The sequence below is a fragment of the Shewanella benthica KT99 genome (assembly GCF_000172075.1).
In the GTDB taxonomy this organism is placed as follows: Bacteria; Pseudomonadota; Gammaproteobacteria; order Enterobacterales; family Shewanellaceae; genus Shewanella; species Shewanella benthica_A.
Genome location: NZ_ABIC01000001.1, coordinates 32,643 through 58,849, shown reverse-complemented (window position 1 = coordinate 58,849; position 26,207 = coordinate 32,643). Strand labels below are relative to the sequence as shown.

At 47.4% G+C, this 26,207-nt stretch carries 20 protein-coding genes and 1 pseudogene; 8 read left to right on the top strand and 13 right to left on the bottom strand.

The features are described from left to right. Nucleotides 1-11: 11 nt before the first annotated feature. From KT99_RS00215 to KT99_RS00205, 3 genes are all read left to right on the top strand, one after another. On the top strand, nucleotides 12-776 hold the full coding sequence (locus KT99_RS00215; RefSeq protein ID WP_005495732.1) for a heme ABC transporter ATP-binding protein: 765 nt from the start codon (nucleotides 12-14) through the stop codon (nucleotides 774-776). A 166-nt stretch (nucleotides 777-942) separates the two neighbouring features. Beyond that, the gene (hutW, locus tag KT99_RS00210; protein ID WP_232504213.1) at nucleotides 943-2,385 is read left to right on the top strand and encodes a heme anaerobic degradation radical SAM methyltransferase ChuW/HutW; all 1,443 of its coding nucleotides are present in this window, start codon (nucleotides 943-945) and stop codon (nucleotides 2,383-2,385) included. Nucleotides 2,386-2,395: 10 nt separating this feature from the next. Further along, nucleotides 2,396-2,728 carry a DUF2956 domain-containing protein gene (locus KT99_RS00205; RefSeq protein WP_005495723.1) on the top strand — a complete coding sequence of 111 codons (333 nt, stop codon included), beginning with the start codon at nucleotides 2,396-2,398 and terminating at the stop codon, nucleotides 2,726-2,728. A gap of 108 nt (nucleotides 2,729-2,836) precedes the next feature. Here KT99_RS00205 and KT99_RS00200 read toward each other — a convergent pair whose 3' ends face one another. Together KT99_RS00200 and KT99_RS20260 are read right to left on the bottom strand one after the other, a co-directional pair. Further along, entirely contained in the window at nucleotides 2,837-3,022 is a 186-nt protein-coding gene (locus KT99_RS00200) for a hypothetical protein (RefSeq protein ID WP_005495722.1), read from the bottom strand. Nucleotides 3,023-3,128: 106 nt separating this feature from the next. Further along, nucleotides 3,129-3,335: pseudogene (locus KT99_RS20260) on the bottom strand (glucosamine-6-phosphate deaminase); the annotation flags it as partial. A gap of 170 nt (nucleotides 3,336-3,505) precedes the next feature. On the opposite strand from KT99_RS20260, the gene KT99_RS00195 reads away from it, so the two are divergent. Next, a complete protein-coding gene (locus KT99_RS00195; RefSeq protein WP_005495712.1) occupies nucleotides 3,506-4,138 on the top strand; it encodes a pseudouridine synthase in 633 nt (210 codons plus the stop codon). A gap of 46 nt (nucleotides 4,139-4,184) precedes the next feature. Here KT99_RS00195 and KT99_RS00190 read toward each other — a convergent pair whose 3' ends face one another. The 4 genes from KT99_RS00190 to prfB all read right to left on the bottom strand — a co-directional run bounded on the left by KT99_RS00190 (nucleotide 4,185) and on the right by prfB (nucleotide 10,499). Then, nucleotides 4,185-4,814 (bottom strand): SGNH/GDSL hydrolase family protein, encoded by a 630-nt coding sequence (locus KT99_RS00190; protein WP_005495711.1) that lies wholly within the window; start codon nucleotides 4,812-4,814, stop codon nucleotides 4,185-4,187. Nucleotides 4,815-4,859: 45 nt separating this feature from the next. Continuing rightward, the gene (locus KT99_RS00185) at nucleotides 4,860-7,319 is read right to left on the bottom strand and encodes a putative bifunctional diguanylate cyclase/phosphodiesterase (RefSeq protein WP_005495709.1); all 2,460 of its coding nucleotides are present in this window, start codon (nucleotides 7,317-7,319) and stop codon (nucleotides 4,860-4,862) included. A 467-nt stretch (nucleotides 7,320-7,786) separates the two neighbouring features. After that, nucleotides 7,787-9,295, bottom strand: a complete 1,509-nt coding sequence (gene lysS / locus KT99_RS00180; RefSeq protein ID WP_005495707.1) for a lysine--tRNA ligase — start codon at nucleotides 9,293-9,295, stop codon at nucleotides 7,787-7,789. 105 nt (nucleotides 9,296-9,400) lie between these two features. Then, a protein-coding gene (gene prfB, locus KT99_RS00175) for a peptide chain release factor 2 (RefSeq protein WP_198401981.1) occupies nucleotides 9,401-10,499 on the bottom strand; the annotation gives its coding sequence in 2 pieces (ribosomal slippage) (nucleotides 9,401-10,423 and nucleotides 10,425-10,499; 1,098 coding nt in all). 266 nt (nucleotides 10,500-10,765) lie between these two features. On the opposite strand from prfB, the gene KT99_RS00170 reads away from it, so the two are divergent. Then, nucleotides 10,766-11,749 (top strand): ion channel, encoded by a 984-nt coding sequence (locus KT99_RS00170; RefSeq protein WP_005495704.1) that lies wholly within the window; start codon nucleotides 10,766-10,768, stop codon nucleotides 11,747-11,749. Between the two features lie 420 nt (nucleotides 11,750-12,169). Next, complete coding sequence (gene fdhF, locus KT99_RS00165; RefSeq protein WP_005495702.1) at nucleotides 12,170-16,474, top strand: formate dehydrogenase subunit alpha; 4,305 nt, start codon at nucleotides 12,170-12,172, stop codon at nucleotides 16,472-16,474. Nucleotides 16,475-16,670: 196 nt separating this feature from the next. On the opposite strand, the gene KT99_RS00160 is transcribed toward fdhF, so the two are convergent. Beyond that, entirely contained in the window at nucleotides 16,671-17,846 is a 1,176-nt protein-coding gene (locus tag KT99_RS00160; RefSeq protein ID WP_005495700.1) for a glycerol-3-phosphate dehydrogenase/oxidase, read from the bottom strand. Nucleotides 17,847-17,946: 100 nt separating this feature from the next. Further along, nucleotides 17,947-18,396, bottom strand: a complete 450-nt coding sequence (locus KT99_RS00155) for a MarR family winged helix-turn-helix transcriptional regulator (RefSeq protein ID WP_040571423.1) — start codon at nucleotides 18,394-18,396, stop codon at nucleotides 17,947-17,949. A 200-nt stretch (nucleotides 18,397-18,596) separates the two neighbouring features. Here KT99_RS00155 and KT99_RS00150 point away from each other — a divergent pair, with 200 nt between their 5' ends. Then, nucleotides 18,597-19,118: a hypothetical protein gene (locus KT99_RS00150; protein ID WP_005495696.1), complete on the top strand. Its 522-nt coding sequence runs from the start codon at nucleotides 18,597-18,599 to the stop codon at nucleotides 19,116-19,118. 284 nt (nucleotides 19,119-19,402) lie between these two features. Beyond that, nucleotides 19,403-20,809, top strand: coding sequence for a hypothetical protein (locus KT99_RS00145; RefSeq protein ID WP_005495694.1), 1,407 nt, complete (start codon nucleotides 19,403-19,405; stop codon nucleotides 20,807-20,809). Between the two features lie 71 nt (nucleotides 20,810-20,880). Here the strand turns inward: KT99_RS00145 and ahpF are convergent, their stop codons facing one another. From ahpF to KT99_RS00120, 5 genes are all read right to left on the bottom strand, one after another. After that, nucleotides 20,881-22,458, bottom strand: a complete 1,578-nt coding sequence (gene ahpF, locus KT99_RS00140) for an alkyl hydroperoxide reductase subunit F (protein ID WP_005495693.1) — start codon at nucleotides 22,456-22,458, stop codon at nucleotides 20,881-20,883. Between the two features lie 203 nt (nucleotides 22,459-22,661). Beyond that, nucleotides 22,662-23,231 carry an alkyl hydroperoxide reductase subunit C gene (gene ahpC, locus KT99_RS00135; protein WP_005495691.1) on the bottom strand — a complete coding sequence of 190 codons (570 nt, stop codon included), beginning with the start codon at nucleotides 23,229-23,231 and terminating at the stop codon, nucleotides 22,662-22,664. 175 nt (nucleotides 23,232-23,406) lie between these two features. Continuing rightward, the gene (locus KT99_RS00130) at nucleotides 23,407-24,150 is read right to left on the bottom strand and encodes a spermidine synthase (protein ID WP_005495690.1); all 744 of its coding nucleotides are present in this window, start codon (nucleotides 24,148-24,150) and stop codon (nucleotides 23,407-23,409) included. Nucleotides 24,151-24,303: 153 nt separating this feature from the next. Then, entirely contained in the window at nucleotides 24,304-25,041 is a 738-nt protein-coding gene (locus tag KT99_RS00125) for a dienelactone hydrolase family protein (protein WP_005495689.1), read from the bottom strand. Between the two features lie 101 nt (nucleotides 25,042-25,142). Then, entirely contained in the window at nucleotides 25,143-26,132 is a 990-nt protein-coding gene (locus KT99_RS00120; protein WP_005495688.1) for a 2-hydroxyacid dehydrogenase, read from the bottom strand. Nucleotides 26,133-26,207 lie beyond the last annotated feature (75 nt).

Below are 26,207 nucleotides of genomic sequence, written 5' to 3'. Positions count from 1 at the left end.
GTGACAGACATATGATTGAAATTAAACATCTGTCGGTCCGCATAGATAATAAGCCGGTATTGACTGACATTAACCTCACCATCGCAGCCGGCAAGGTCACCGCCCTGCTGGGCCCAAATGGCGCGGGTAAGTCGACACTGCTCAAGAGTCTCTGTCAGGAAACAGACATCGATGCCGGTAAGATTTTGCTCGGTAATCGGCCGATACATGAGTGGAATAGATTAGAATTGGCCAAGACTCTGGCCGTTCTGCCCCAACACGCCAGCCTCACCTTCCCCTTCAAGGTGAGTGAGGTCGTCGCCATGGGGTTATATCCCTTGAGTGTTAGCCGTAGCCAAGGAGCGGAAATTGTAGAACAACAGTTACACAGGCTAGATCTGCTGTCACTTAAGCATCGCAGTTACCCAACCCTGTCTGGCGGAGAGAAACAACGAGTACAACTCGCGAGAGTATTGACTCAGCTACAGCAGGCGAGTCGCCCACCTATCTTACTGCTGGACGAGCCCACTTCGGCACTGGATCTCGCTCAGCAACACAGGGTGTTAGCCTTAGCCAAAAACTTGGCTCACGAGCAAAACTATGCCGTCATTGTGGTGCTGCACGATCTCAACCATGCATCACGCTATGCCGACAACTTAGTGGTTTTGGAGCAAGGACAGATTGTCAGCCAAGGCCCTCCCGGAGTGGCTCTGTCGCCCGAGACTATCCGTCAGGTGTGGAAATACGACCCTCTCGTGGTCAAAGCTCCGGACAGCGATATCCCCCTGCTTTTTTAGGCCCTTGCTGCAGAACTAACTGCCTGGCAATCATCGAGTCTGCCAGGCAATCTTTACAATTCACTTCATCATATTTTGATCGAAAGCAACAAACCTCAACATGATAGTAATTATCATTATCAACAAGTGATCCTTGTCGAGTCGCCCTCACAGAAGAGAATGCCCAGTGAATAACATCCATAACTCTCTAAACAATGACGTAAACAGCCCTATTTTAACCCCCTTGATGACTGGGATATCCAGTCCCGACCCCCTTAAATTTGCCTTCACAGTCAAGAGTGCCCCCCATGCCGGGCGAGGTGGGAGTCATCCGCTAAATTTAACGCCACAGCAATGGCAAACCTGGTGGACAAGCCCGACATCGGCAACACAACGAGCCTTGTATATACACCTTCCCTTCTGCCGCAAACGCTGCAGCTTCTGTAACTTCTTCGAGAATGGCTCCAACCCGGCCCGTATTAGCCACTATGTCGATGAGCTGTCGAAACAGCTTTATATCGCCTCTAAAACCCCATTCGTCCAAAGTGGTACGTTCGATACCGTCTATGTGGGAGGCGGCACGCCGACGGACATGCAAGCCAGCGAAATAGCCATAATAGGCGAGGCGATTCAAGCCTTTCCCTTAGCTAAAGACGCTGAAATCACCTTGGAGGGACGCATCAATGGCTTCACCCATGCTAAATTCAATGCGGCACTATGCTCCGGCTTTAACCGCTTCTCCTTCGGAGTACAGAGCTTCGACACTCAGGTTCGACTCGCCGCAGGCCGCTTCGATGACAGAGAAACCCTGATCGAGCGCTTGCAAGAATTGAGCGAGCACCCGAGTGCCACGATCGTTGCCGATCTTATCTTTGGCCTACCGGGTCAAACCATGGAGATATGGCAACAAGATCTGCAAGATGTCATCCAGTCCGGCGTCCACGGAGTGGATCTCTATCAGCTCATCGGCCTACAGGGCACAAGGTTGAGTCAGCAGGCCGAGAAGAAGGCAACGAACAAACAAAAGCAGCAAACACTCGCCCCCGCCGTTGATAGCCAGACTCGTGCAAGTATGTACGCCGCCGGTGCCAGCCTATTAGAGTCATCAAACTGGCAACGCCTGTCCAGTTGCCATTGGCGCCAAGATAAGCGGGAACGTAGCATCTATAACTCCTTAGCCAAGAGTGGCATAGAGATTCTTCCCTTTGGCGCAGGCGCTGGCGGGAATATTCATGGCCACGGCATCATGAATGCTCGCGACCTGTCACATTGGCACCAAGCTCAGTCACAAGCTACAGACACTAGTATTGCTACAGACACGCTGCCGTCACAGGTACCTGGCATGATAATGTCACCTAACCCGTCGGCCGCCCTAGATAGTCAGTTTAAGGCTGGATTAGACAGTGGAGTGCTAGCCTTAGCTAACTTTGATACTGAACTTGTCAGTCACTTAATGCCCCTTTTTTCCGCCTGGAAGACTCATGGGCTGGTCAAGATTAGCGGAAAAATCATGACCCAAACCCTGGCGGGACGCTTCTGGAATGTGAATCTGCAAACAGGCTTGTTTGCCTACCTGAAACAGAATCCCTTCGAGTCATGTGCTATAGTCGCAGCCAATAAAACACCTTGAGATTCTATAGATGGTTGCGGCGAAAAATATCTCCGACGAAACAAAAAATGAAGCGATAAAGGTGGCCAAGGCCACTCAAAAGCCAAGGCAAACCAAAGAGCAGACTAAACTGATTGCCGCAGGTATCGAGAAAGGTATCGCAGAATATAAGAAACAGCACAAGAACAAGGCCCGCGACCGAGACAAGGCCCGCAAGCAAGATATCAAGGCCAAGGCTAGAACGGCTAAGACAGCAGAGAGTGAGACATCTGCAGTAGCCAGTCAGTCCAATGCCCACCTGCTACCTTGGGGCTTACTCGTTATCAGCTGGATTGGATTTATCAGTTTCAGCTTGATGAAATAGAAATTTTTAGTTCCTAGATCCTAGGAACTAAAACCTAGATTCTAGGAATCTCGAACCTTTAACCCACCTTCTGCGCCACTTGGCCAGCTAGCACTACAAAATGAAAAGCTAGATGGAAGCTTCATCAAGAGACTTTATAACGTCTGTATTTATAGCCTTATCCGATTCAAGCAATAATTTGAGATTGCCTAATCCCTGGCTGAGATCATTCTCAATCAGGTTCTGCACAAAAAGCGCCAAGATGAAGGGAATGGCTATGATGGCAGCGACTAAAATCGTCATTTTCCGCAGCATGATGTTCTCCTTAACTGATTGGCTTAAAAATTAATACCAATCGTTATAACATACAAGTTGTTTACTACTTGTTCAAAGCCAGCTGTGATCTCTTAAAAAATATGGCTCAGAACTTGGCTAGTCGCGCCAATAACTTTTGATTTTCTACTTCTATATGCTTGTAGAAATCACGATCTGACAGCTTAGAGGCTGCTGCTTCATCAATCACAAGCACTGCATTCTTGTGTAACTGTAAAGCGGATGCCGGGCATGCTGCAGTCAACGCCCCCTCCACCGTCGCCAGAATCGCATCGGCCTTTTTCTCGCCTGTCGCCTGTTAAGTTAACATTACTACAACGCCAAATGACAGCGCTGTCATTTATTATTGTATGAGGCTTGATACTGCAGCATCTCCGCGTCTACTAATAATCTGCTATTAGCTGCTGTGATGCCGCTTAACGGGTATAATGACACACATCTTTGACCCATCTATGACACACAGCGATGCATGATAGCTCTTCTCAACTTGACTCCAACCCAGTCAATAGCCCAGATCCAAGTGAGCCCCATCGCCACTTCAAGATATTTAAGCCACATGGATTTCTTAGCCAATTTGTCCCCGAAACCAGAAAGAGTAAGAAATTGCTCGGTGAATTGGCCCTTTTCCCTACGGGGATCATGGCGATTGGGCGTTTAGATCATGACTCTGAAGGCCTACTGCTACTGACAACCGATGGCATGGTCAGTCATCGAGTCCGTAGTAAGAAGGTAGAGAAAGAATACTATGTCCAGGTCGATGGTGATATTGATGATGAGGCGATAATCCGTCTTCGACTGGGAGTCGAGATAGGCATCAAGGGGGAGAAATATCTCACACTCCCTTGCAAGGTTTTCAAGCTAGATGGAGAGCCAGAACTTCCTAGCAATGGCAGAAAAATAAGAGACCCCAGACATGGGCCCATGAGTTGGATCTCTATCACCATCAGCGAAGGCAAGAACCGTCAAATTCGTAAGATGACCGCAGCCGCAGACTTCCCTACCATGAGGCTAGTCAGAGTACGTATTGGCAATATCATGCTAGATAACATGCAGCCAGGAAAAGTCATTGAGCTTACTGAAATAACTCGTGTTTTATAGTTAAAATAAGAGCATAAATCTGATTAATAGATATTAGGAAAGAACATTAATCGACAAAAATACTCAATACCTTGTCACTTAATACAGCAGCGAAATCCTGATGCTGCTGCGCCGTCCAATGCAATCCATCGGCATCGGTTGTTTCAACAACCTCACTAGCATCCATAAACAAGATTCCTAGTTCATCCGCGACCTTGTTATACTCTGTCGCTAATTGCAGAGACTTGTCTCTGGCGCCAGAAAAAATCTGCACATCTTCGGCGGGAAGATTAGCCACATGGGGCGGTGCAATGAGCAGTAATTGAGTATGAGTATTGTCAATATATTCGCCATTGAGCACCATCTCACAGAGTCCTTTTACACTTTGGGCAATAGCCGATGACGTAAGCTGAAATTGAGACTTGAGATCATTGGTACCTAGCATGATCACGACCAGATCCAATGGTCTATGGCATTCAAGCAGCATAGGGAAGTAACGAGCAGCATTGCTAAAGTCGCGCCCGGGTTCATCAAAACCAGATGTTCGACCGTTTAACCCCTCCTCGATGACGCGATACTGGCTACCAAGCCTCTTTTGCAGCGCACCTGTCCACCTAACATCGTAGGCATAACGTGTACATACCACAGGTTCATAACCCCAAGTATTTGAATCACCGAAACACAAAATATTTTTCATCTAACTACTCGTAATAAATCAAAATGAGGTCAATGTTATCTATCGTTAGTATAGAAAGTCATTTAAGGCTTCAGGTAACATGGGTTTACTATAAAGATAACCTTGTGCTTCATCACATCCGTTATCTCTTAAAAATGTCGCTTGGGCTTCATTCTCGACCCCCTCGGCTATCACCTTGAGGTTCAAGGCCTGCCCTAACGCGATCACAGCTTTCGCTATCGCGGCATTGTCTAGATCCAGAGGCAGATCCTTAACGAAGGATTGATCTAATTTCAGCTTATGAATAGGCAATTTTTTTAAGTAGCTTAGCGACGAATAGCCGGTGCCGAAGTCATCAATAGAGAGTTCAATTCCCATTTCACCTAATCGTTGTAGGTCCCGGATAACAACCTCAGGATCTGACATCATAAAGCTCTCTGTAACTTCAAGTTCTAATGCACTCGCTGGAAAACCAGTTTCTTGCAACACCTGTTTAACTTCATCAACAAAAGACGTTCGCTGTAATTGTTGGCCCGCGACATTAACCGCAATCCGACCGAATTTTTTCCCTTGAGAAATCCATTTAACGCCTTGCTGACACGCCTGTTTCAATACCCATAAGCCGATTTCATTAATTAAGCCAATTTTCTCTGCGATTGGAATAAACTTAGCCGGAGAGACATTGCCGAGCACAGGATCACACCAACGTAATAATGCTTCAAACCCCGTCGTTTCCATGGTCACAAAATCAAGCTTAGGTTGATAAACCAGATGGAAATTTTGCTTGTCTAACGCAGCATGTAAAGCACTCTGTAGCTTCAAATGCTCTCTAGATTCTTGGGTTAAAGACTCCGTATAAAAGGCGTAGCTATTACGGCCATCCAATTTAGCTCTATGCTTTGCAGAGTCTGCATTTCTCAGCAAGGTATAACTGTCCTTACCATCATGGGGGAACACCGACACCCCCATGCTAGCGGTCAACCTTATTGGCTCATTGTCATCAATAATAAATGGTTGCTCAAATGCCTTTCTGAGTTTACTTAAGGCTAATGTCAGCTCTTCATTTCCTTCTACCTGTGGTAGTAGTACCACAAATTCATCGCCACCGATTCGCGCCAAGGTGTCTTCAGCCCCTTTCAGGCTAGTTAAACGGCCAGCTAACTCCACTAAAATCTTATCGCCAGCCAGATGACCAAAACTATCATTGATATGTTTGAAAAAATCTACATCGATAAATACCGTCGCCAGTTGTCCTTGTTGAACTTCGGCGTGACGAATGTCCTGTTCAATCAGTGAGATCAACGCCATTCTATTGGGTAATTGAGTTAAAGGATCATGATAAGCCTGATGTGCGAGCTCAGCTTCACTTTTCTTTTGCAGGGTGATATCGGAAAAAACAGCGACAAAGTAACGCACTTCACTATCCTCACCAGACACAGAACTGACGGTGAGCATTTGCGGAAATACAGCGCCATTTTTACGCCTGTTCCATATCTCACCATGCCACTTGCCTTTATGGATTAATCGACTCCATAATTCGGTAAAGAAAGCTTTATCGTGGCGCCCCGAGCTAAACATACGAGGGTTTTTTCCCACGACTTCATCTTTTGAGTAACCCGTTATTTCCGAGAAAGCCCCATAAGTCTCAAGAATTTCACCTTTTCTATCGGTGATCAACACACCTTCGACAGAATTCTCAAATATCCTTCCAGTTATCTCTAACTCTTCTTGGACCGCTTTATGCTGAGAGATATTTCTGGCAACACCAACCACACCTAAAAGTTCACCATCTTCCGTCAGCAATGGTACTTTAGACGTTTCTAACCAATATTTATCAACGTCTTCAATCAGCCCCTTACATTCCTCAGTGGTTATCTGTATGCCTTTATGAATGGCATCACGATCAGATTGAATAAATTCGTTAGCTAAATCGGCAACAAAAATCTCTTCATCAGTTTTGTTGATAATTTCTTCGCGAGTTTTCCCCCATGCTCTTTCAACACTTTGATTACACACCATGTAACGGCCAGAGGTATCTTTTATCCAAATATGCTCTTTTAAACTGTCTATAAAAAGTTGCAAACTTACATCTTCTAATGACGCTATAGGTCCGCGTTCTAGTTTGATTTGGTGTTGATGCTCACGATAAATCTCGCTTAATTCCAACTCAATATTTTTAATACACAATGCGATTAAAGACTCGAGTTTGAGCGGCACAATATCTCTATCTTCAGAATGATTGAGTGGGTTTATCTCTATTATTTGAGAATCGATACATAAAGATAAGTAACCAAATACAGCCCTTGATGGCCACTTTATAATATGGGAATTGTTGGCCAAATCTGCAATGCAGTTTTCTTCTAAAACCTGATGATTTTCGAGGGAAGCAGAACTTAATTTGGGACAGTATTGTCCCGAAGCGTTTACGACCCTTACTACGACAGCACATTGAGAAAAGCTCGAAAGTAGATCGACAGAGTGTTGCCAATTTTGCCAATACTTCGATGAAATAGAAATATCTATCATAGTGCCATAAACTCAAACATTAGCTTACTCCGCCTATACATCTAACAAGTTTACCTTTATTCAGCATTTTACAACCTACCGCTTAAACTATAAAAATCAGAGGGAAATTTCAATATAAAATTAAAGTTATATGAAAACAGAACATCTGTCGAATTTAAATGTACCCGCTAGAGGAACATCTTAAACATTGATTATATTATACTAATCAATATGGAAAAGTGGTCTACTCAGAGTGACTTTTGGCAGCCAAATGAATAAGCAGGTGCTTATGCTTATTCAGCTTTAATCATAAAAAAAGCAGCGGAGTAAATAACCCTGCTGCCTTTATCATTTTTTGACTTTCTTGATGAAAGTTAACCTTGAGCTTGAGGACGCATGGCTGGAAACAAGATCACCTCACGGATTGATATGAGCCGGGTGTTGGTAAACAACACCCAAGTCAATCCAAAGCCAATCCAAGTCAAAACTTAGCCTTGAGCTTGAGGGCGCATGGCTGGGAACAAGATCACGTCACGAATCGTATGCGTGTTGGTAAACAACATCACCAAACGATCGATGCCGATACCTTGGCCGGCAGTGGGTGGTAAGCCGTGCTCAAGAGCCCTGATATAATCTGCATCATAGAACATGGCTTCGTCATCACCTGCATCTTTCGCGGCAACCTGGGCCTTGAAACGTTGGTCTTGATCTTCGGCATCGTTAAGCTCAGAGAAGCCGTTAGCCACTTCACGGCCGCCGATGAAAAATTCGAAACGGTCGGTGATGAAATGGTTTTCATCGTTACGACGTGCCAATGGTGAAATATCTACAGGATAACCTGTGATGAAGGTAGGCTGTATCAATTGAGGCTCTGCTGTTTCACCGAAGATCTCTTCGAGTAGTTGACCACAGGTCCAGAACTTCTCGATTGTCATGCCGATGCTCTTAGCCAGATCACGCATAAACTCGACATCTTTAACCTCTTCATAGGTCATAGACTGAATAGTTTCATTGTCAGGATTGTACTTCTTAATGGCATCCAACATGCTCAAACGCACATATGGGCCGCCAAAATCTACCGTGTGCTCGCCATATGGAAGCTTTGGAGAACCACAAAGCTCGGTGGCGATAGAGCTGAGCATCTCTTCGGTCAAGTCCATCAGATCTTTATAATCTGCATAGGCCATATAGAATTCCATCATAGTGAATTCTGGGTTATGGCGCGGAGATAGACCTTCGTTACGGAAGTTACGGTTGATCTCGAATACACGCTCGAAGCCACCGACAACCAAGCGCTTAAGATAAAGCTCAGGTGCCACACGCAGATACATCTCGATATCCAGTGCGTTGTGGTGAGTGATAAACGGACGCGCCGTAGCACCACCTGGGATGGTGTGCATCATAGGGGTTTCAACTTCCATGAACTCTTTTTTGATCATGAAGTTACGAATGGCAGCTACTACCTTTGAGCGCATGATGAAGGCGTTGCGTGACTCTTCGTTGACGATCAAGTCGACATAACGCTGGCGATATCTTGTCTCTTGATCCGTCAGGCCATGAAATTTCTCTGGCAGTGGACGCAATGCTTTAGTCAGCAACTGGTACTCTTCCATGTTCACATAGAGGTCGCCCTTGCCTGACAGGTGTAGCTGACCGGTAACACCAATAATGTCACCAATATCTAAGCCCAGAAATTTTTCCTTAAGATCTTTCTGCACGTCTTTACTGGCGTAGGCCTGGATGCGACCGCTGACGTCCTGGATAACCAGAAATGGACCACGCTTAGCCATGATACGACCGGCTATACTGCATTGGATCGCCATGCCTTCAAGGTCTACCTTGGTATACTGACCATATTCAGCCTGAATATCTGCCGCTTTGTGTTTACGATCGAAGTTGTTTGGGTGACCATTTGCAGGGCAGTTAGCGCGTATGTGGTCAAGCTTGGCACGACGCTCTGCAATTAACTTGTTTTCGTCTTGTACTTGTTCAGTCATCTTCTTCTCTCGTAAATGTTACAGATCACAGGTTAAAATAAATTCGTTCAATTGGCTCAGGTCTACTGAGCCGTTATACATAAATCGGGTAAAAATTTGTCAGTGTTACAAACCTGATTTAAGGCTGGCTTCGATAAACATGTCGAGTCCGCCATCTAAAACGCTCTGGGTATTTCGACTCTCAACCCCAGTACGCAGGTCTTTAATACGCGCATCATCGAGCACATAAGAGCGGATCTGGCTGCCCCAACCGATATCAGACTTGGCATCTTCCGCCGCCTGCTTCTCTTCGTTTTGTTTGAGCATCTCTAGCTCATACAACTTAGCCTTGAGCTGTTTCATGGCAGCATCACGGTTCTTATGTTGAGATCTGTCATTCTGACACTGCACCACAGTATTGGTCGGCAGATGGGTAATACGGATAGCAGACTCGGTCTTGTTGATGTGCTGACCACCGGCGCCAGAGGCACGATAAGTATCGATGCGCAGATCCGATGGGTTGATATCGATCTCTATGGTGTCATCTATTTCAGGATAGACAAATACCGAACAGAAAGAGGTATGGCGCTTACCCGATGAATCGAAAGGTGACTTACGCACCAGGCGATGAACACCGGTTTCGGTTCTCAAGGAGCCAAATGCATACTCACCGGTGAACTTTATAGTTGCGCCCTTGATGCCGGCAACATCGCCCGCGGTCACTTCGATAAGCTCAGGCTTAAAATCGTGTGCATCGCCCCAACGCAAATACATACGCAGCACCATATTGGCCCAATCCTGAGCCTCTGTACCACCTGAGCCAGACTGAATATCCAGATAACTATTGGCAATATCATGGGGACCGGAGAACATGCGGCGAAACTCAAGATCCGCCAAGCGTTTATCTAACCCATCGAGCTCGGCACTGGCATCATTAAAGGTCTCTTCATCAGCCTCTTCGATAGCCAGCTCGACCAAGCCTTCGACATCTTCGAGACCCGTATCCATATCGTCGATGGTCTTAACAATTAATTCTAATGCTGCACGCTCTTTACCTAAGGCTTGGGCATTATCCGGGTCATTCCAAATATCACTACTCTCTAGCTCTCGGCTAACTTCTTCTAGACGCTCTTTCTTAGCATCGTAGTCAAAGATACCCCCGAAGGCTAAGGGTGCGTTCTGCAAGATCTTTGATTTTAAATTTTACCGGATTTACTTCAAACATATCTCTTTCTACTCAAAATAGATTAGGCAGTAACTGCAAACCCAATATTTTAACTTAATCGGAAGCATACCACTAGTAGTTCGAGGAGATGAATTGTGCTTAATACGCTTAGGATTGAAGACTAGGTCTTGCAACTGTCAGCTAACACCCAGGAATTGAAACCAGGATTGCAGCCAGAATGGAAAACTCAGCTAAACTAATGACGTATCAAATATTTAATATCTGCGCTGCATACAAAGCAGAAATCTCCTGTCTATACTTTCAGCATGACAGATAAAACCCCAACATGTTGCTACTACGAAGATGAAGGTTACTCCTGCTCAGAACCGGCCCAGCCTTCAGGATTGTGTTACTGGCATGACCCAAAGATCATCAAAGATAAACCGGAAGACATCGCCAATTTAGAGCAATTTGCCCGTGATGGAGGCATGCTCAGAGGAATATGTCTCAAGTATGCCAAGCTCCATGGCATAGATCTGGTTCGTCATCATCAGAAGACTGGCTTCGATATGACCAATGCCGAACTCTACCATGCCGATCTGCAAGAGGCTCACTTGTTCAATCTAAATCTGCACAATGCCAGCCTGATGAAAGCCGATCTGAGGGAGTCCAACGTCCACTGCGCCAATTTAATCGGCACAAACTTGCTTGGCATCAAGTGGAATGGCGCCAAAATTGAGAACATCTCCATTGGCAAGAGAATAAAACAAGAGAAGCTCGCATTAGAAGCGACCAGACTTGGCGAAAAGGAGATTGCCATAGATTACTTCGAACAAGCCGAAGAGATCTACCGAGACCTGAGAAAAGCCGCCGAACGCGAAGGTTTATTTGCCATGTCGGGTGAGTATATCCGCAAAGAGCTCACCATGCGCCGTTATCAGATGCCTAAACATAGCTTCAAACGCTTCGTTTCTAAGACAATCGATATCTTTTGCGGCTACGGTGAAGCACCGATGCGCGTTATCGGCTTCTCTATGGGACTGATCTTAGTCTGTGCCATACTTTTCCTTTTCACCGGTCTGAGTTACGACAGTCATATACATATATATGACACGGAAAATGACTTCACCACCAACCTTTTTCTATTTTTTAACTGCATTTATTATTCGGTGGTGACCTTTACCACCTTAGGTTATGGCGACTTTACCCCCATAGGTTTTTCAAGAGCCATTGCGGCAATAGAAGCCTTCACAGGCAGTTTCACCATCGCCCTGTTCGTGGTGGTTTTTGTAAAAAAGATGACAAGGTAGAATTGAAGAAGAGGCTCAAGACAGAGCCGAGAAAGTTGCGATTTCTGAACGGCGAGCTCGAGATTCAAGCATTCAAGCATTCAAGCATTCAAGCATTCAAGCATTCAAGCATTCAAGCATTCAAGCATTCAAGCCTGGAGTGACCGACCGAGATCTGAATCTGATTCAGCCAGCCTCTGCGCCAAAGCACACTATCGGACGATTTGTGCACGCCGCCGCAAAACCGCACATTAAATGCGCTGCTGAGACCTGTTGTGAAAAAGAGTCTGGGTATACTCGATGACAGCATATTATCCCTTTATAGATAGCGCTTAGCCTCAGTCCCCTAATTTACGTATATCGGCAGGCTCTCTATTGGATTTCAATTAGCTGACTCGAAAGGATCTCAGCTTAGCTCGAATATAGCCAAAGGCAGACACGATGAAAAACCTGATAATCGACGGCAAGCAAGTATCGGCTAGCCCGGATACAAGCATATTGACCATAGCCACCGAGGCTGGCATCACCATCCCCAGCCTGTGTCAGTCGCCACTTGTCAATATCTTAGCCACTGACCATGGCTCCCAGCTTAAGCATAAAAACCACTGCGATCTCTGTGTGGTTGAGGTCTATCACTCGACGCCGCAGACGGAGGCACGCAAGCGGACGGTTAAAGCCTGTGAAACCAAACTCGCTAGCCTGATGGACTCGGCAGGCTCTCAGGTCACTATCATTACCCAATCGGCTCACCTGAGTCGGCTGCGCAAGTCGGCATTGACCGAGATATTGAGTGATCACTTTGCCGATTGTGAGGCGCCATGTCAGCAAGCCTGCCCCGCCGGCGTCGATGTGCAGTCCTACCTGTTTCATATTGCCCAGGGCAATCATAGAGAAGCGGTCAAGGTGATCAAGCAGACGCTGCCGCTACCATTATCGATTGGTCGGGTCTGTCCGGCATTTTGTGAGGCCGAGTGTCGGCGTGGCTTAGTCGATGAACCTGTGGCGATAAGGCAGCTCAAGCGCCACGCGGCGGATCTAGATATCGACGACAGCGACAGCTATGTGCCTGAGCGAGCGCCGGCGACTGGGAAAAAAGTGGCTATCATTGGCAGTGGCCCGGCTGGAATCACCGCAGGTTTTTACCTGTCAAACTCGGGTCACGAGGTCACCATCTATGAGTCTATGCCCAAGGCCGGCGGCTGGTTGCGCTACGGTATTCCCGAATACCGTTTGCCAAAAGATATCCTAGATAAAGAGATTGCCTTGCTATGCAAGAATGGCTTGAATATCGAGACCAATATCAGGCTGGGACAGGACATACATCTGCAGCAACTGGTCGAAGATTTCGATGCCGTTTGTCTCGCCATCGGCGCCCAGAAAGCGGTGCCGATGAATTATCCCGGTACAGATCTCGACGGTTGTTATCTGGGCGTCGATTACCTCAGAGACTACTGCAGCGACAAACGCTATAAGACAGGAAAGAGAGTCGCCGTCATCGGCGGCGGCAATACCGCCATCGACTGTGCCCGTACCGCCCTTCGAGATGGCGCTAAGGTCACCCTCATCTACCGTCGTACCCGCGACGAGATGCCTGCCGAAGCCTATGAGATCGAGGAGGCCGAACATGAAGGGGTCGAATTTTTCTTTCTCACCAATCCGATTGAAAATCACAGCGATGACCATGGCCGGGTTAACGCGATCACGTTCGAGAGGATGGCGCTCGGTGAGCCCGACGCATCCGGGAGACGCAGGCCGGTGGCAACGGGAGAGACCTTCACCGACGCCTTCGATACCGTGATCCCGGCCGTGTCACAGATGCCAGACATGGAGTTTCTGCAACAACCACAGGATCAACTGGTAACCGGGGAGCTGGCCCTCAGTCGCTGGAATACCTTCGAAGGCTGCGACCATACCATGTCGGCGGGCCTGTCTACCGGTATCGACAAGCTGTTTGTATTGGGAGACTGCAGAACCGGTCCGGCGACAGCGGTAGCGGCGGTGGCCGATGGTCGCAAGGCGGCAATCGCCATCGAGAAGTTACTCACCCAGGGCCTGACATGTGACCTCATCCCCAAGCAATTTAATGCCACCAAGGCCGAGAAGACCGCCAGCCTGTCGGCGCGCCTCTATCCAGATATAGAGCGCCAACCTAAGGTCAAGATGCCCGAGCTCAGCCTCCAGCTGCGTAACTTCAATTTCAAGGAAATCGAGCTGGGTTTCGACGCGGATTTGGCCATGCAGGAGGCGGCGCGCTGCCTGGAGTGCGCCTGCCAGGCCAATACGCGTTGTGACTTGCGCGATTATGCCTCCCGTTATCGGGTTGATAACGCGGCACTGATTGCCGACAAACCGGAACATGCACCGAGACAATTTAGTGTCGATAGCAGCAGCCCGTTTATCACCTTCGATGCCAACCGCTGCATCAACTGCGGCGCCTGCGTCGACATCTGTCAGCAGCAGGCCGGTCATCATGCCATCAGTTTCGCGGCCGATAACTATCAGGCGCTGCCAACCGAGGTGACAGGCCAACTGAGCCGGCGCGCACCGAGAGCCGGCTTTAGCGCCTCGATGAATGACAGTAATTGCGTCCAATGTGGTGGTTGCGTTCAGGTCTGTCCGACGGGTGCACTCGTCGACGCGCGTGACAAGACTCAGGGGCTGACGGCTCCATTGAAGCAAGTGTCAAGCATATGTACTTACTGCGGCGTAGGCTGCAGGATCGATATGCATGTCGATGTGGCCAGCAACACCATTAAGCGCATCAGCGGCAACACTCACTCTCCCGTCAACGAAGGCATGTTGTGTGTCAAGGGCCGCTTTGGCTTCGACTTCATCGCCAGCGAACAGCGCCTGACTCAGCCACTGCTACGCAAGGGGGGACAGCTGGTTGCCGTATCCTGGGATGAAGCCATCGACTTTATCGGGGCTAAATTGTCACAGATCATCGCAACCCATGGCAGTGATGCCGTCGCCGGACTGGCGTCGGCGAAGGCGACCAACGAAGATAACTACCTGTTCCAGAAGTTGTTCAGAAGCGTCATAGGCACCAATAATATCGACCACTGCGCCCGTCTCTGTCACGCTCCCACAGTCACCGCCCTGAATGAAAGCCTAGGCAGTGGCGCCATGACCAACGATATTTCCGGGATCAAGGAGTCGGATCTGATCTTCATCTTGGGATCCGACACCAGTAACACCCATCCCATCATAGCCTCGAAGATCAAGGCGGCGATTCGGGATCACGATGCCAGGTTGATGGTCGCCGATCCCAAACGGATCGACATCGCCGATCACGCCGAACTGTATGTTAGCCAGAAGCCCGGCACCGATGTCATGCTACTCAATGCCATCATGCAACAGATCATCATCAACGACTGGCATGATCTCGACTATATTCATGCCCGGGTCGATGGCTTCGACGCGCTCTATGACGAGGTGATGAAGACCGAGTACAACCTGGATAATGCCGAGGTCATCACCCAGGTGAATGGCGCTGATATCATGACCATGGCGCGTATGATAGGCACGGCAGAAAAAACCGCGGTCTATTACGCCATGGGGATCACCCAGCACACCTCAGGGCATGACAATGTCACCGCCATCGCCAATCTCCAGTTGCTGTGTGGCAACATAGGGATAAAAGGGGCCGGCATCAATCCGCTTCGGGGCCAGAGCAATGTGCAAGGGGCCTGCGACATGGGCGCGCTGCCAAATTACTTCAGCGGCTACCAGAGAGTCGACGATGCACGAGTGCAGCAGAAATTCAGCCAGGCCTGGGGCAAGGATGATCTTCCCCGCCAGATTGGCATTGCCGCCACCGAGATGATGCAGGCAATTCTCAAGGGAGATCTCAAGGCTCTGTTTGTTATGGGTGAAAATCCAGCCCTGAGCGATCCCGATCAGGCCCATGTTATTCAGGCCTTGAACGCGGCCGAGCTGCTGATAGTGCAGGATATCTTCCTGACCGAAACCGCGCAGCTCGCCGATGTGGTGCTGCCAGCACTGAGCTTCGCCGAGAAACAGGGCCACTTCACCAACACGGAACGCAGGGTACAGCAGTTGCAGGTGGCGGTAACACCGCCGGGAGATGCGCTGGAGGATTGGAAAATTCTGCAGCTGCTGGCCAATCGCTTGGGCGCCGACTGGCAATACCAGGATGAGCGACAGATCTGGCAGGAGATCACTGAAGTGACGCCTCAGTATCGCGGCATCAGCTGGCAGGCCATAGATATCGATGGCGCAAACGGCTATCAGGGACTGCAGTGGCCCTGCCCGAGCGAGAATCATCCCGGCACCCCCATTCTGCACACAGATGAATTTACCCGAGGCCGGGCAAGAATGTTCCCAGTAGGTTACAGATTGCCGGCGGAGGTGCCATGTAAAGAGTACCCGCTCATCCTGTCGACCGGACGTTTACTGGAGCAATTTCATACCGGCACCCTCACCAGAAAGACCCCCGGACTGGATGAGCTCGGCTCACCTAAGGTGATGATATCTGTCTACGATGCCGACCAGTTGGCGATTGGCAATGGCGATATGCTCAGGCTGACGACCCGCCGTGGTGAGATTGAGATAAAGGCATTCGTCACCAAGCGTGCCCAAGCCGGAGTCGTGTTCCTGCCCTTCCATTTTGCCGAGGCCGCGGCCAACAAACTCACCATCAATGCGCTGGATCCTGTGGCCAAGATCCCCGAGTTTAAGGTCTGCGCCGTCAAGGTGGAGAAGCTGGAAACTGAGACGGTCTAGATAAAAGCCCGCTAAAAAAATGGGAAGCGAGAGCTTCCCATTTTAGTGGCTTAAGCTGCTGGCCAATTTTCTCCTCGATGACTCCCGCCGAGATACCCGAACTCGTGTAATGTTTATCGTCGAGCCATTTCAGCTCACTGACAAAAGTCTGCCTGAAATAACCCATATGTACGGCGGGACCACAGAAACTGACCAGTCACAAGAGAGGAGTGATATCAACATCAGCGATGGAAGTTCGTTTTCCTAACTTAGACGCCACCCAGCGAACCACCTCTTTAGACGTTATTCTGAAGGTGGTTAACTTACCACCATAGAGCGTCATCAGCCTGGGATGAGTAATACTGGTTTTAAGTAATATCTCTCTTGGACGATCGAATGAACTGCCATTGAGCTTAGGCAGCACCCTGACCCCGCAAAAAGTGTCTATGATTAAAGCCTCCAGCTGTTCAACGCTCCCTAGGGTCGGGAAGTAATGTTTATATATCCCAAGCAAGTAAGAAATCTCTTCTCGCGTCGACTCGGGTTTGCCAGCTAACTTATCCAGAATCGTTTCTGTGGTCCCGAGTAAGGTTTTCCCCTTCCAGGGCATCACAAACACCACCCTGTTATCGAAGCAAGATTCCAGATACAAGATCCCACTGGGTGCAGGAATGTCCAATAGGAGATGAGAGCCCTGTACTAAATCGACATGCTCTTTAGCCATGGGAGGAACTAAGCTCTCTATCACATCATTGACCCAAGGACCAGCGGCATTGATGACACAGGATGCTCTTTGTACCACGAGATCATCCTGATAAAGGTAGCTCACTTCACAGTGATCTGGCGTATGGACTATCGCGTCACACTCAGCATACTTGAGCACTTGTGCCCCCAGGTCTTGGGCACTTCTCATCACAGCTTGGGTCAGCGCTTTATCATCGGTCTGAGCGTCCCAATACCTGAACACGGCTTTTAGTCCCTGTAGCTTTAATCCGCTAATTTTCGACCACTCCACCGCAGGCAAGCTGGTGAAACGCCCTAAAGGATCGAATTCGCTCAGTACTGAATATGCCATTAATCCGGCACGTATCGCCCATTGGTTGCGCTGACTCGTGTCATAGACAGGGATATAGAAAGGCACGGCTTTCACTAGATGGGGCGCCAGCCGAAGCAAGGCTCGGCGCTCAGATAAGGAGTTTCTGACCAGAGATATCTGTCCGGTCTCTAGGTAACGTAGACCACCATGAATGAGTTTGCTTGAGTTTGCGGAGGTTTGCCCGCCGATAGCGCCTTTCTCGAGTAATAAGACGCTGTAACCTGCGGCCGATGCACATTGCGCAATGCCAGCCCCATTGATCCCACCCCCTATGATGACCACATCTATTGTATCCATGGTTTTCTCTATTTACTCGAATAAAACCAAGATAGCACAATTATTTAACCAAAGTTCAGACCTAGCTTTGCTATGAATTCCCTCTATAAATGAGACTCGCTCATTTGGCTGAACTGAGTAATAGGTAGGCTTGATCACATAGACGTTTTAATTCAATAAATACTTGCGGATCCCCCCCAAGTTTACAGCGCATCTGCTCGGGGATTTTTGCAGCTTCGGCCTCTAATTGCTTCCCGGAACGAGTAATATGCAGCACTCTGACTCTCTCATCTTGCTCACTACGACCACGGCTGACCAAACCTTTCACCTCCAAACGCTTAAGCAGAGGTGTCAAGGTGCCCGAATCCAGATGCAGTTTATCTCCTAATGTTTTCACGCTGATACCTGGGTGCTGCCACAATACCAACATGGCTAAATACTGAGGATAGGTCAGGTCCAACTCATTCAATAACGGACGGTATGCTCTCACCATGGCATTGCTGGCACTGTACAGGGAAAAACAAACTTGGCTATCGAGTGAGAGAGGATTGGTATCTTTTACGTTAGGCATATTAGCAAAACCACAGTTGTTATATTGTGCACAATATACTTGCATATAGGGCATAAATCGACTTTTTAATAAAAGAGGCAAAATACACGGATTGATTTTCATCCTGTATTAGCATAGATTTGCAGCTAAATTATCTACCTAGACCATAAATCTTGCTGTCTCCAGCAGGTCTACTGGGCATTGCTTCGAAGGAGTTCTAAATGAAAGCAATCATATCTATTATCTGTTTACTGTTTGCAGGAAGCGCTATAGCAGAGTGTAAACAATATATACACCTCACTGAAATACCCTATGCTAAAAACAGCTCTTACTTCCCCAGTAAGTATGCCAAGCAGTTGGATGAATTAATTGAAAGTACATCAAGTAAACCGGGCTATTTACTGCTCGAGTTTCAGATATTAAAGCTGCAAGCAAGTGATGATGTCCGCAAGTACAATATGTGGCTGGCAAATCGACGTATAGATAGAATAAAACAATACCTGAGCAATTCACATTACCCGGCTCCTGTCATCAGCCGTATCTTAACCGCCAGTAACGAAGATCTCAGAGATGTCAGTGTAAGTTGGTGTAATGGCGCTCAATCGAGTTCAGCTGTAGCCCTCGCTGCAGCTGATAAGCCCCCCCCAGTTAAAGATATCAGCTTACCCTCCATTAACTCAGAAGATGATGCTTCAATCAATAGTGATGATACTCATGCAGGCACTTTCTCAGGTTCTCGCTAGACGTTGAGGTTTACTATCCAGTGATCTTGATGAACTGACTTCTGCAACAAACTCAGTGAATGGAATTAATGGAGCTAATTTAGCTGTTCTCAACCTATGGTCTCACTGTGACCATAGGGTTAAACCTTATATAGCTAATCGGCCTCAGCTCCCATTTTTTTATAATTCGAGAGTTCTGTCGCAAGTCTTACATGCGCATATATCCTCCAAGACAAAGATAAGTAAGATATTTATTGCAGTATCTGTATCAGCGATAAAATCTAGCGCATCCCACAGGAGGGTACATGACTAAAGCATTATTCGTACTTATGATTTTCTGCCTCAGTTCATTTTCAACCTTAGCGAATATATCGGCCCCCCCCCAGGACAGCAGTCAAGATTCGAGCTGGCATTACGTTAATCAAGATGGTGAACTCAAAATTAAACTTTATTTTTTTTGGTCCAAGACATGTCCTCACTGCGCAGAGGCTCACCCTTTCATAGACTCATTGCCTGAACGTTACCCTTGGATCGATCTTGAAACACACCTAGTGTCAGATCCTGACACCATGGATATTTGGCAAGGGATCGCTAAGAAGACTCAAGTTGAAGCTCGCTCCGTTCCCTATATAGCGGCTTGTGAACTGGCAACCGTTGGCTATAGCAGTGAAGCTGTCACAGGTAAGTATCTACTCGATAACTTGAAAGCTTGCTATCGCAGCTTAGGTGGCACAGTTATCGATAACGACCCTATCCCAACGACCGATGAACAGAATCCTTCACCTCTATTTGGTACTTGCAGCGACGCGAGTGGAGACTCAGAAAGTGAAGCAACATGCGATTTAAGTTCTGCATATGATCTGGCTCCAAAAAGCCAAGTTCAACCCATAGAACTCCCTTTAATTGGAGTCGTAGCACCAGAAAATCTCTCTTTACCACTCCTCACCATAGTACTTGCCGGTGTCGATGCCTTTAACCCCTGTGCATTCTTCGTTTTACTCTTTCTACTATCCATCATGGTTAATGCTAAGAGCAGGACCCGCATGCTGATAGTCGGCGGTATATTTGTCTTCTTCTCAGGCTTTATCTACTTCCTATTTATGATTGCCTGGCTCAATATATTCACCCTTCTCGGCGCAGGCAGTGATGGAAGTTTGATCATCTTAGGCGCGGGTATTATAGCCTTCATTGCGGGGGTCATTAATATCAAGGACTACTTCTTCACTAAGGGAGAGGTCTCCTTATCTATGTCCGCAGAAAACCGTACAGGTTTAATAAAACGCATGGGCAAACTGACCAATGCAAGCTCCATGGCGGCGATGATAGGTGGGACGGTCGTGTTAGCAATTTTAGCTAACGCCTATGAGCTACTCTGTACCGCAGGCTTCCCGATGATCTACACCAGCGTACTTTCTATGCACGATCTTCCAGAGATAGAGCGTTATCTATACCTTATCTTCTATAATGTGGTTTATGTGATTCCTCTGGCCATTATTGTCGGCGTCTTTAGTGCCACAATGGGAAAACGTAAACTCACAGAGAAAGAGGGTCAGACACTTAAGTTGATGTCAGGAATTATGATGCTAGGTATGGGCATTATGCTGGCTATAGATCCCGTTTCGCTGCAGAGTCCCCTTGTGGCTATCATGCTGATTGCAGGCTCTATTCTATTGAGTTTCATCATAACCATGGCGCGTAAGTTTTTAAAATAATAAGATTATAAACAGTCAAAAAACAGCCAGTATTTAATCCTGACTGTTTTCATTAAGACTAAGTTAAGCCGTTAAGCGGCATTAGCTTGCTCGGGTACGCTATGTCGCATTAAGTAATCGAAGGCACCTAATGAGGCGGTAGCGCCACTGCCCATGGCTATGATGATCTGTTTATAAGGAGTATTGGTCACATCCCCCGCAGCAAAGATGCCAGCAACAGATGTTTGACCACGCTCATCCACTATTATCTCGCCTCTCGGCGTTAGATCTACCACACCTTTAAGCCATTCGGTGTTAGGCACTAGTCCAATCTGCACGAAGATACCGGCTAGCTCAACACTATGTTGCTCACCCGTGGCTCTATCTGTGTAGTTAAGCCCCTTGACTCGTGAGCCATCACCAAGTACTTCGGTGGTCATGGCTTGAGTAATGATAGTGATATTATTCATAGATGCAGCCTTGCGCTGTAGCACATCGTCGGCTCTTAGCTGAGTATCGAACTCTAATACGGTCACATGCTCAACGATATTGGCCAAGTCGATTGCCGCTTCTATTCCCGAATTACCGCCGCCGATGACGGCAACGCGCTTACCTTTAAACAAGGGACCATCACAGTGTGGACAGTAAGCCACACCTTTACCACGATACTCTTGCTCGCCAGGGACATTCATCTCACGCCAGCGCGCACCAGTGGCGAGCAGCAAGGTTTGGCTTTTTAGTGTTGCACCATTTTCAAGGGTTAATTCGTGATAGGGGTTTGGGCCTTGGCTTGGGGTCAACTTAACGCCAAGTTGATTGTCCATCACATCAACATCGTACTCACGTACATGGGACTCAAGATTAGCAACCAACTTGGGCCCTTCGGTCGCCTTGACTGAGATAAAATTCTCAATCGCCACAGTTTCAGCCACTTGGCCACCAAACTTATCGGCAACGACGCCAGTATTGAGGCCTTTTCTCGCCGAGTAGATCGCGGCAGATGCACCTGCAGGGCCGCCGCCAACCACCAACATGTCGAACACGTCTTTCTGAGCTAATTGCTCGGCCTGACGAGTCGCCGCACCTGTATCTAACTTATTTAAGATCTCAGCTAAACTGATGCGCCCTTGGGAAAAAAGCTTGCCATTAAGGTACACGGAAGGAACCGCCAGAATGTCTCGATCAAACACTTCTGTCTGAAACAGGGCGCCGTCTATCATCACGTTGGTGATTTTAGGATTGACTGCAGCCATCATATTCAATGCCTGAACCACATCGGGACAATTTTGACAGCTTAGAGAAACATAAGTCTCGAAATGGTATTCGCCTGGTAGCGCTTTGATCTGCGCGATAACAGCATCATCTAGCTTCAGTGGGTGCCCGCCAGTATGCAACAATGCCAATACTAACGAGGTAAATTCATGACCCATGGGTAAACCTGCGAACGTAATGCTGGTATCAGTTTCTGCACTTGTCACCTTCATCGATGGCATACGCTCACCTTGAACTTCTGACACTGAGACTAATTCAGATAAGCTATCGATATCTTGCGCCAGTGACTTAAGTTCTAGTGCCTTAGGGCTATCATCTGCAGACACGACAAGTTCAACTGGACGCTTGAGGTTTTGCAGATAGGTTTTCAGTTGATTTTTAAGATCCGTATCCAGCATGATGACTCCTAGAGAAATACCATTTGTTATATAAAAAGTTGGTTTTATAAATAATTGGTTTTATAAAAATTGAGAGTTTGCTAACCCGAACCTGAAAGGGGGCGGCTCGAACCAGCAAAGGAGATAAAATTCGGCTTAAGCTAAGCTTTCACTTAAGTCCCGCTAGCCTAGAGAAAAATCTAGACCAGCGGATTTAAGTCAGTTTAGATTTTACCGACTAGATCTAGAGATGGGGCAAGAGTATCGGCACCAGGCTGCCAAGCAGCCGGACATACTTCTCCATCATGAGTCGCTACATATTGAGCGGCTTGGATCTTACGCACCAGCTCAGCAGCACTACGGCCTATTCCCAGATCATGAACTTCGCTAACCTTGATTTGACCTTCAGGGTTGATGACGAATGTGCCACGTAGTGCCAAGCCATCTTCTTCAATCATCACACCGAAGTTACGTGTGATAGCGCCGGTTGGGTCACCGATCATTGGGTACTGGATCTTCTTGATAGTATCGGATGTATCGTGCCATGCTTTGTGGGTGAAATGAGTATCGGTAGACACCGAGTAGACTTCAACGCCCATCTCTTGCAGCTTAGTGTAATGGTCTGCCATGTCACCAAGCTCTGTTGGACAGACGAAAGTGAAATCGGCTGGGTAGAAGAATACCACTGACCACTTGCCCAATAGGTCTTTCTCTGTAACGGTTACAAACTCGCCCTTATGGAAAGCGGTTGCAGAGAAAGGCTTGATTACAGTGTTGATGATAGATTGGTTCATTGAATGCTCCGTAAATGCTAATAAAATAGTTGTCCTGACGCTCAATTGATTCGTCAGTTCGTTTTCGATGTGAAGATATTAACCAAGCAGACAAATTAAATATAACGGATAAAACCTATCATCCTAATCGGTTTTTCCTGGCACGAAGATCATGGGCAGATAACCAGAGCAAATCCTATTCCCACAGGGCGAATCGCGTCAGGGAACGCCCTAAAGTAAAATCGAGCTGTTGCGACAAGGAGTGAGCCTTGGACTTCAATCCGGCGCTAGTGATTTCTCGCTTTGTTTTTCCGGCGAACACCACCCAATTACCGCCTCCAGTCAGGCAAGCCCTGACCTCGCTAAAATGTCGTTGCAGATGACTCAATAGCACTCGGTTTTGGCTATGTTCTTTCCAGCAATTTAATACCAGATAGCCGTCGGTTTTAATCAAAGCAGCTGCATTGGCAATAAACGTCTCAGATAACTGATTCTCATCGACACCATCTGCACCATAGATATCGGCAAAAATAACATCGGCTTTCTTATGATCGCCTTGCTCGAGAAACAAATTGGCATCTTGATGGATAATCAACAGCTTTTTACCTATGGGCAGTTGAAAGTAACGTTTAGCTAACTCAATGACTTGGGCTCTTAGCTCAACCGCTGTCACTTTAATGCCGGGGTCAAATCTACGCAGGGCATGGATCAGCCCGCCGCCGCCTAAACCTAAGATGATGACCCGCTTTGGCTTGATAAAGAGCAGAACTAATAGCATGGCCTGAATATAAGTATGCTGAGGAATATGTGGCTCAGACTTGAGTAACTTACTCTGCTCATCATTATCGCCGAATGAAAGCACGCGCATATATTTATCATCTAAGACGATGAGTGGGCCTAGCTCATCTTGGCTTTGGTGGAGAATCTGTTCGTCTTGCATCTATTTATGATTTGGAGGGGAATTGGCCGAGCATTATACAAATAGCGGGTCATGAAAGGAAATCTTAAAAGCGCCAAGTCGAGCCAGCACTTCACTCATATGCTTGAGATGAAGTGCCCGTTAACGCTGCTATTTAGATTGAGAGGGAGATTATTACCTTAATAAACGGTGAAAAAAGTCGACTGCTTGACCATACATCTGCATGGCAAGCGCCGGGTCGTGTCTATCGGCACCATCGCGCATGAAGGCGTGTTCGGCATTGACTTCTAACCAGGTGAAATTTCGCTCTGTCTCTTCCAGTTTAGTGTAGATCAACTTGCGCCCTTCGCTGGATACATGGGGGTCTTGTTTGCCCCACACCATAACCAGCTCGCCCTGAATATCTTCAGTGCGGCTCAGGGAGTCATTCCCAGGCTTACAAGGAAGCGTGTTGGAGTGAATATCTGTAGCATAGAGGCAGAATGCGGCCGAGACATCAGGGTTAAGCGCGGCGCGGTAGGCCAAATGTCCGCCGATACAGACCCCCATACTTCCAACCTGACTGGTGCAGAACTCCTGGCTTCTGGCAAAGGTAACCAGGGCGTCGACATCTGAGTCATGAGACTCAAGCGGCTTAGCAAACTTGTCTTCATTACCTTTATCTTTACCTGCATCATCATAAGCCAGCACAGAACCAATAGGATTCAGCTCATGAAATACCTCAGGCACCAGTACCACGAAGCCATGACCGGCCATGATAGTCGCGGCTCTGGCAATGGGAGCCGTTTGCTGAAAAATTTCTGAATAAAAAATAATAGTAGCAAACACCCCTTCCGCTTTCGGGCGATAAAGGTAAGTCCGCATCAAACCTGTACTGGTTGGAATATCATGAACTTCTTGTTTTACCATCATGGTGTTAGTTTCCTTTTGCTATCATTGGCAAAACTTATCGGCCAATAAACATGCTGTCATGGGATATTAATATTTTTGAAGCTTAAAATTATTATCTGGACTTAAAATAGCTCGTTGGGACATGGTTCATCATCGAGTAACTGGCGAACATTGGTGAGACTGGTCAATGCGATAGCGCCGAGGGCTTCGGCGGTTAAGAAAGCCTGATGCCCGGTAAAGATGACATTGTGACAAGCCGATAGTCTCCTGAAAATATCGTCCTGAATGATCTGATTCGATTTATCTTCAAAAAAGAGTTCTTTCTCATTTTCATATACATCTAATCCTAACGCACCGAGTTGCCCGGTTTTTAATGCCTCTATAGCATCTAAGGCATCGAGCAAACCACCTCGACTGGTATTGATCACCATGACCCCCATTTTCATCTTATTGAAGCTAGATTTAGATAATAGATGATGGTTATCGTCCGTGAGAGGACAGTGTAATGTAATGATGTCACAGACGGGATACATCTCATCGAGGGACACATAGTCTACACCGAGATCTAGCACTGACTGATTTGGATAGGGGTCATGAGCGATAACAGTACAGCCGAACCCCAGCAAGATTTTAATTGTCGCTAAACCTATCTTACCTGTGCCAATCACACCGACAGTGCGACCATGCATGTTAAAGCCAACCAAGCCCTCTAAGGAGAAATTGGCATCTCGGGTGCGTTGATAAGCCTTATGTACCTTACGGTTCAGCGTCAGCATCAAGGCTATGGTATGTTCGGCCACTGACTCGGGAGAATAAGCCGGCACATTAACGACTTTGAGTCCCAATCTTTCTGCCGTGACCAGATCCACATTATTAAAGCCCGCACAACGCATGGCGATTATCTTAGTGCCATTCTTAGCCAGCTCGACTAGCACCTCCTCACAGAGGGAATCATTGACGAAAGCGCAGATTACTTCGAAACCATGGGCCAACTTAACTGACTGCATGCACAGCCGATAATCAAAATACTCGATGGCAGCACCAAAAGCCTCGTTGGTCTTATCGAAGTGTTCCATGTCATAGTGCTTGGCACTAAAAAATCCTATCTTCATTCTATTTTCCTAAAAATATTCAATCATCAAAGTTTACCTCTTGTCTTCCTACTAAGGTACACCTGCTTTCATTAA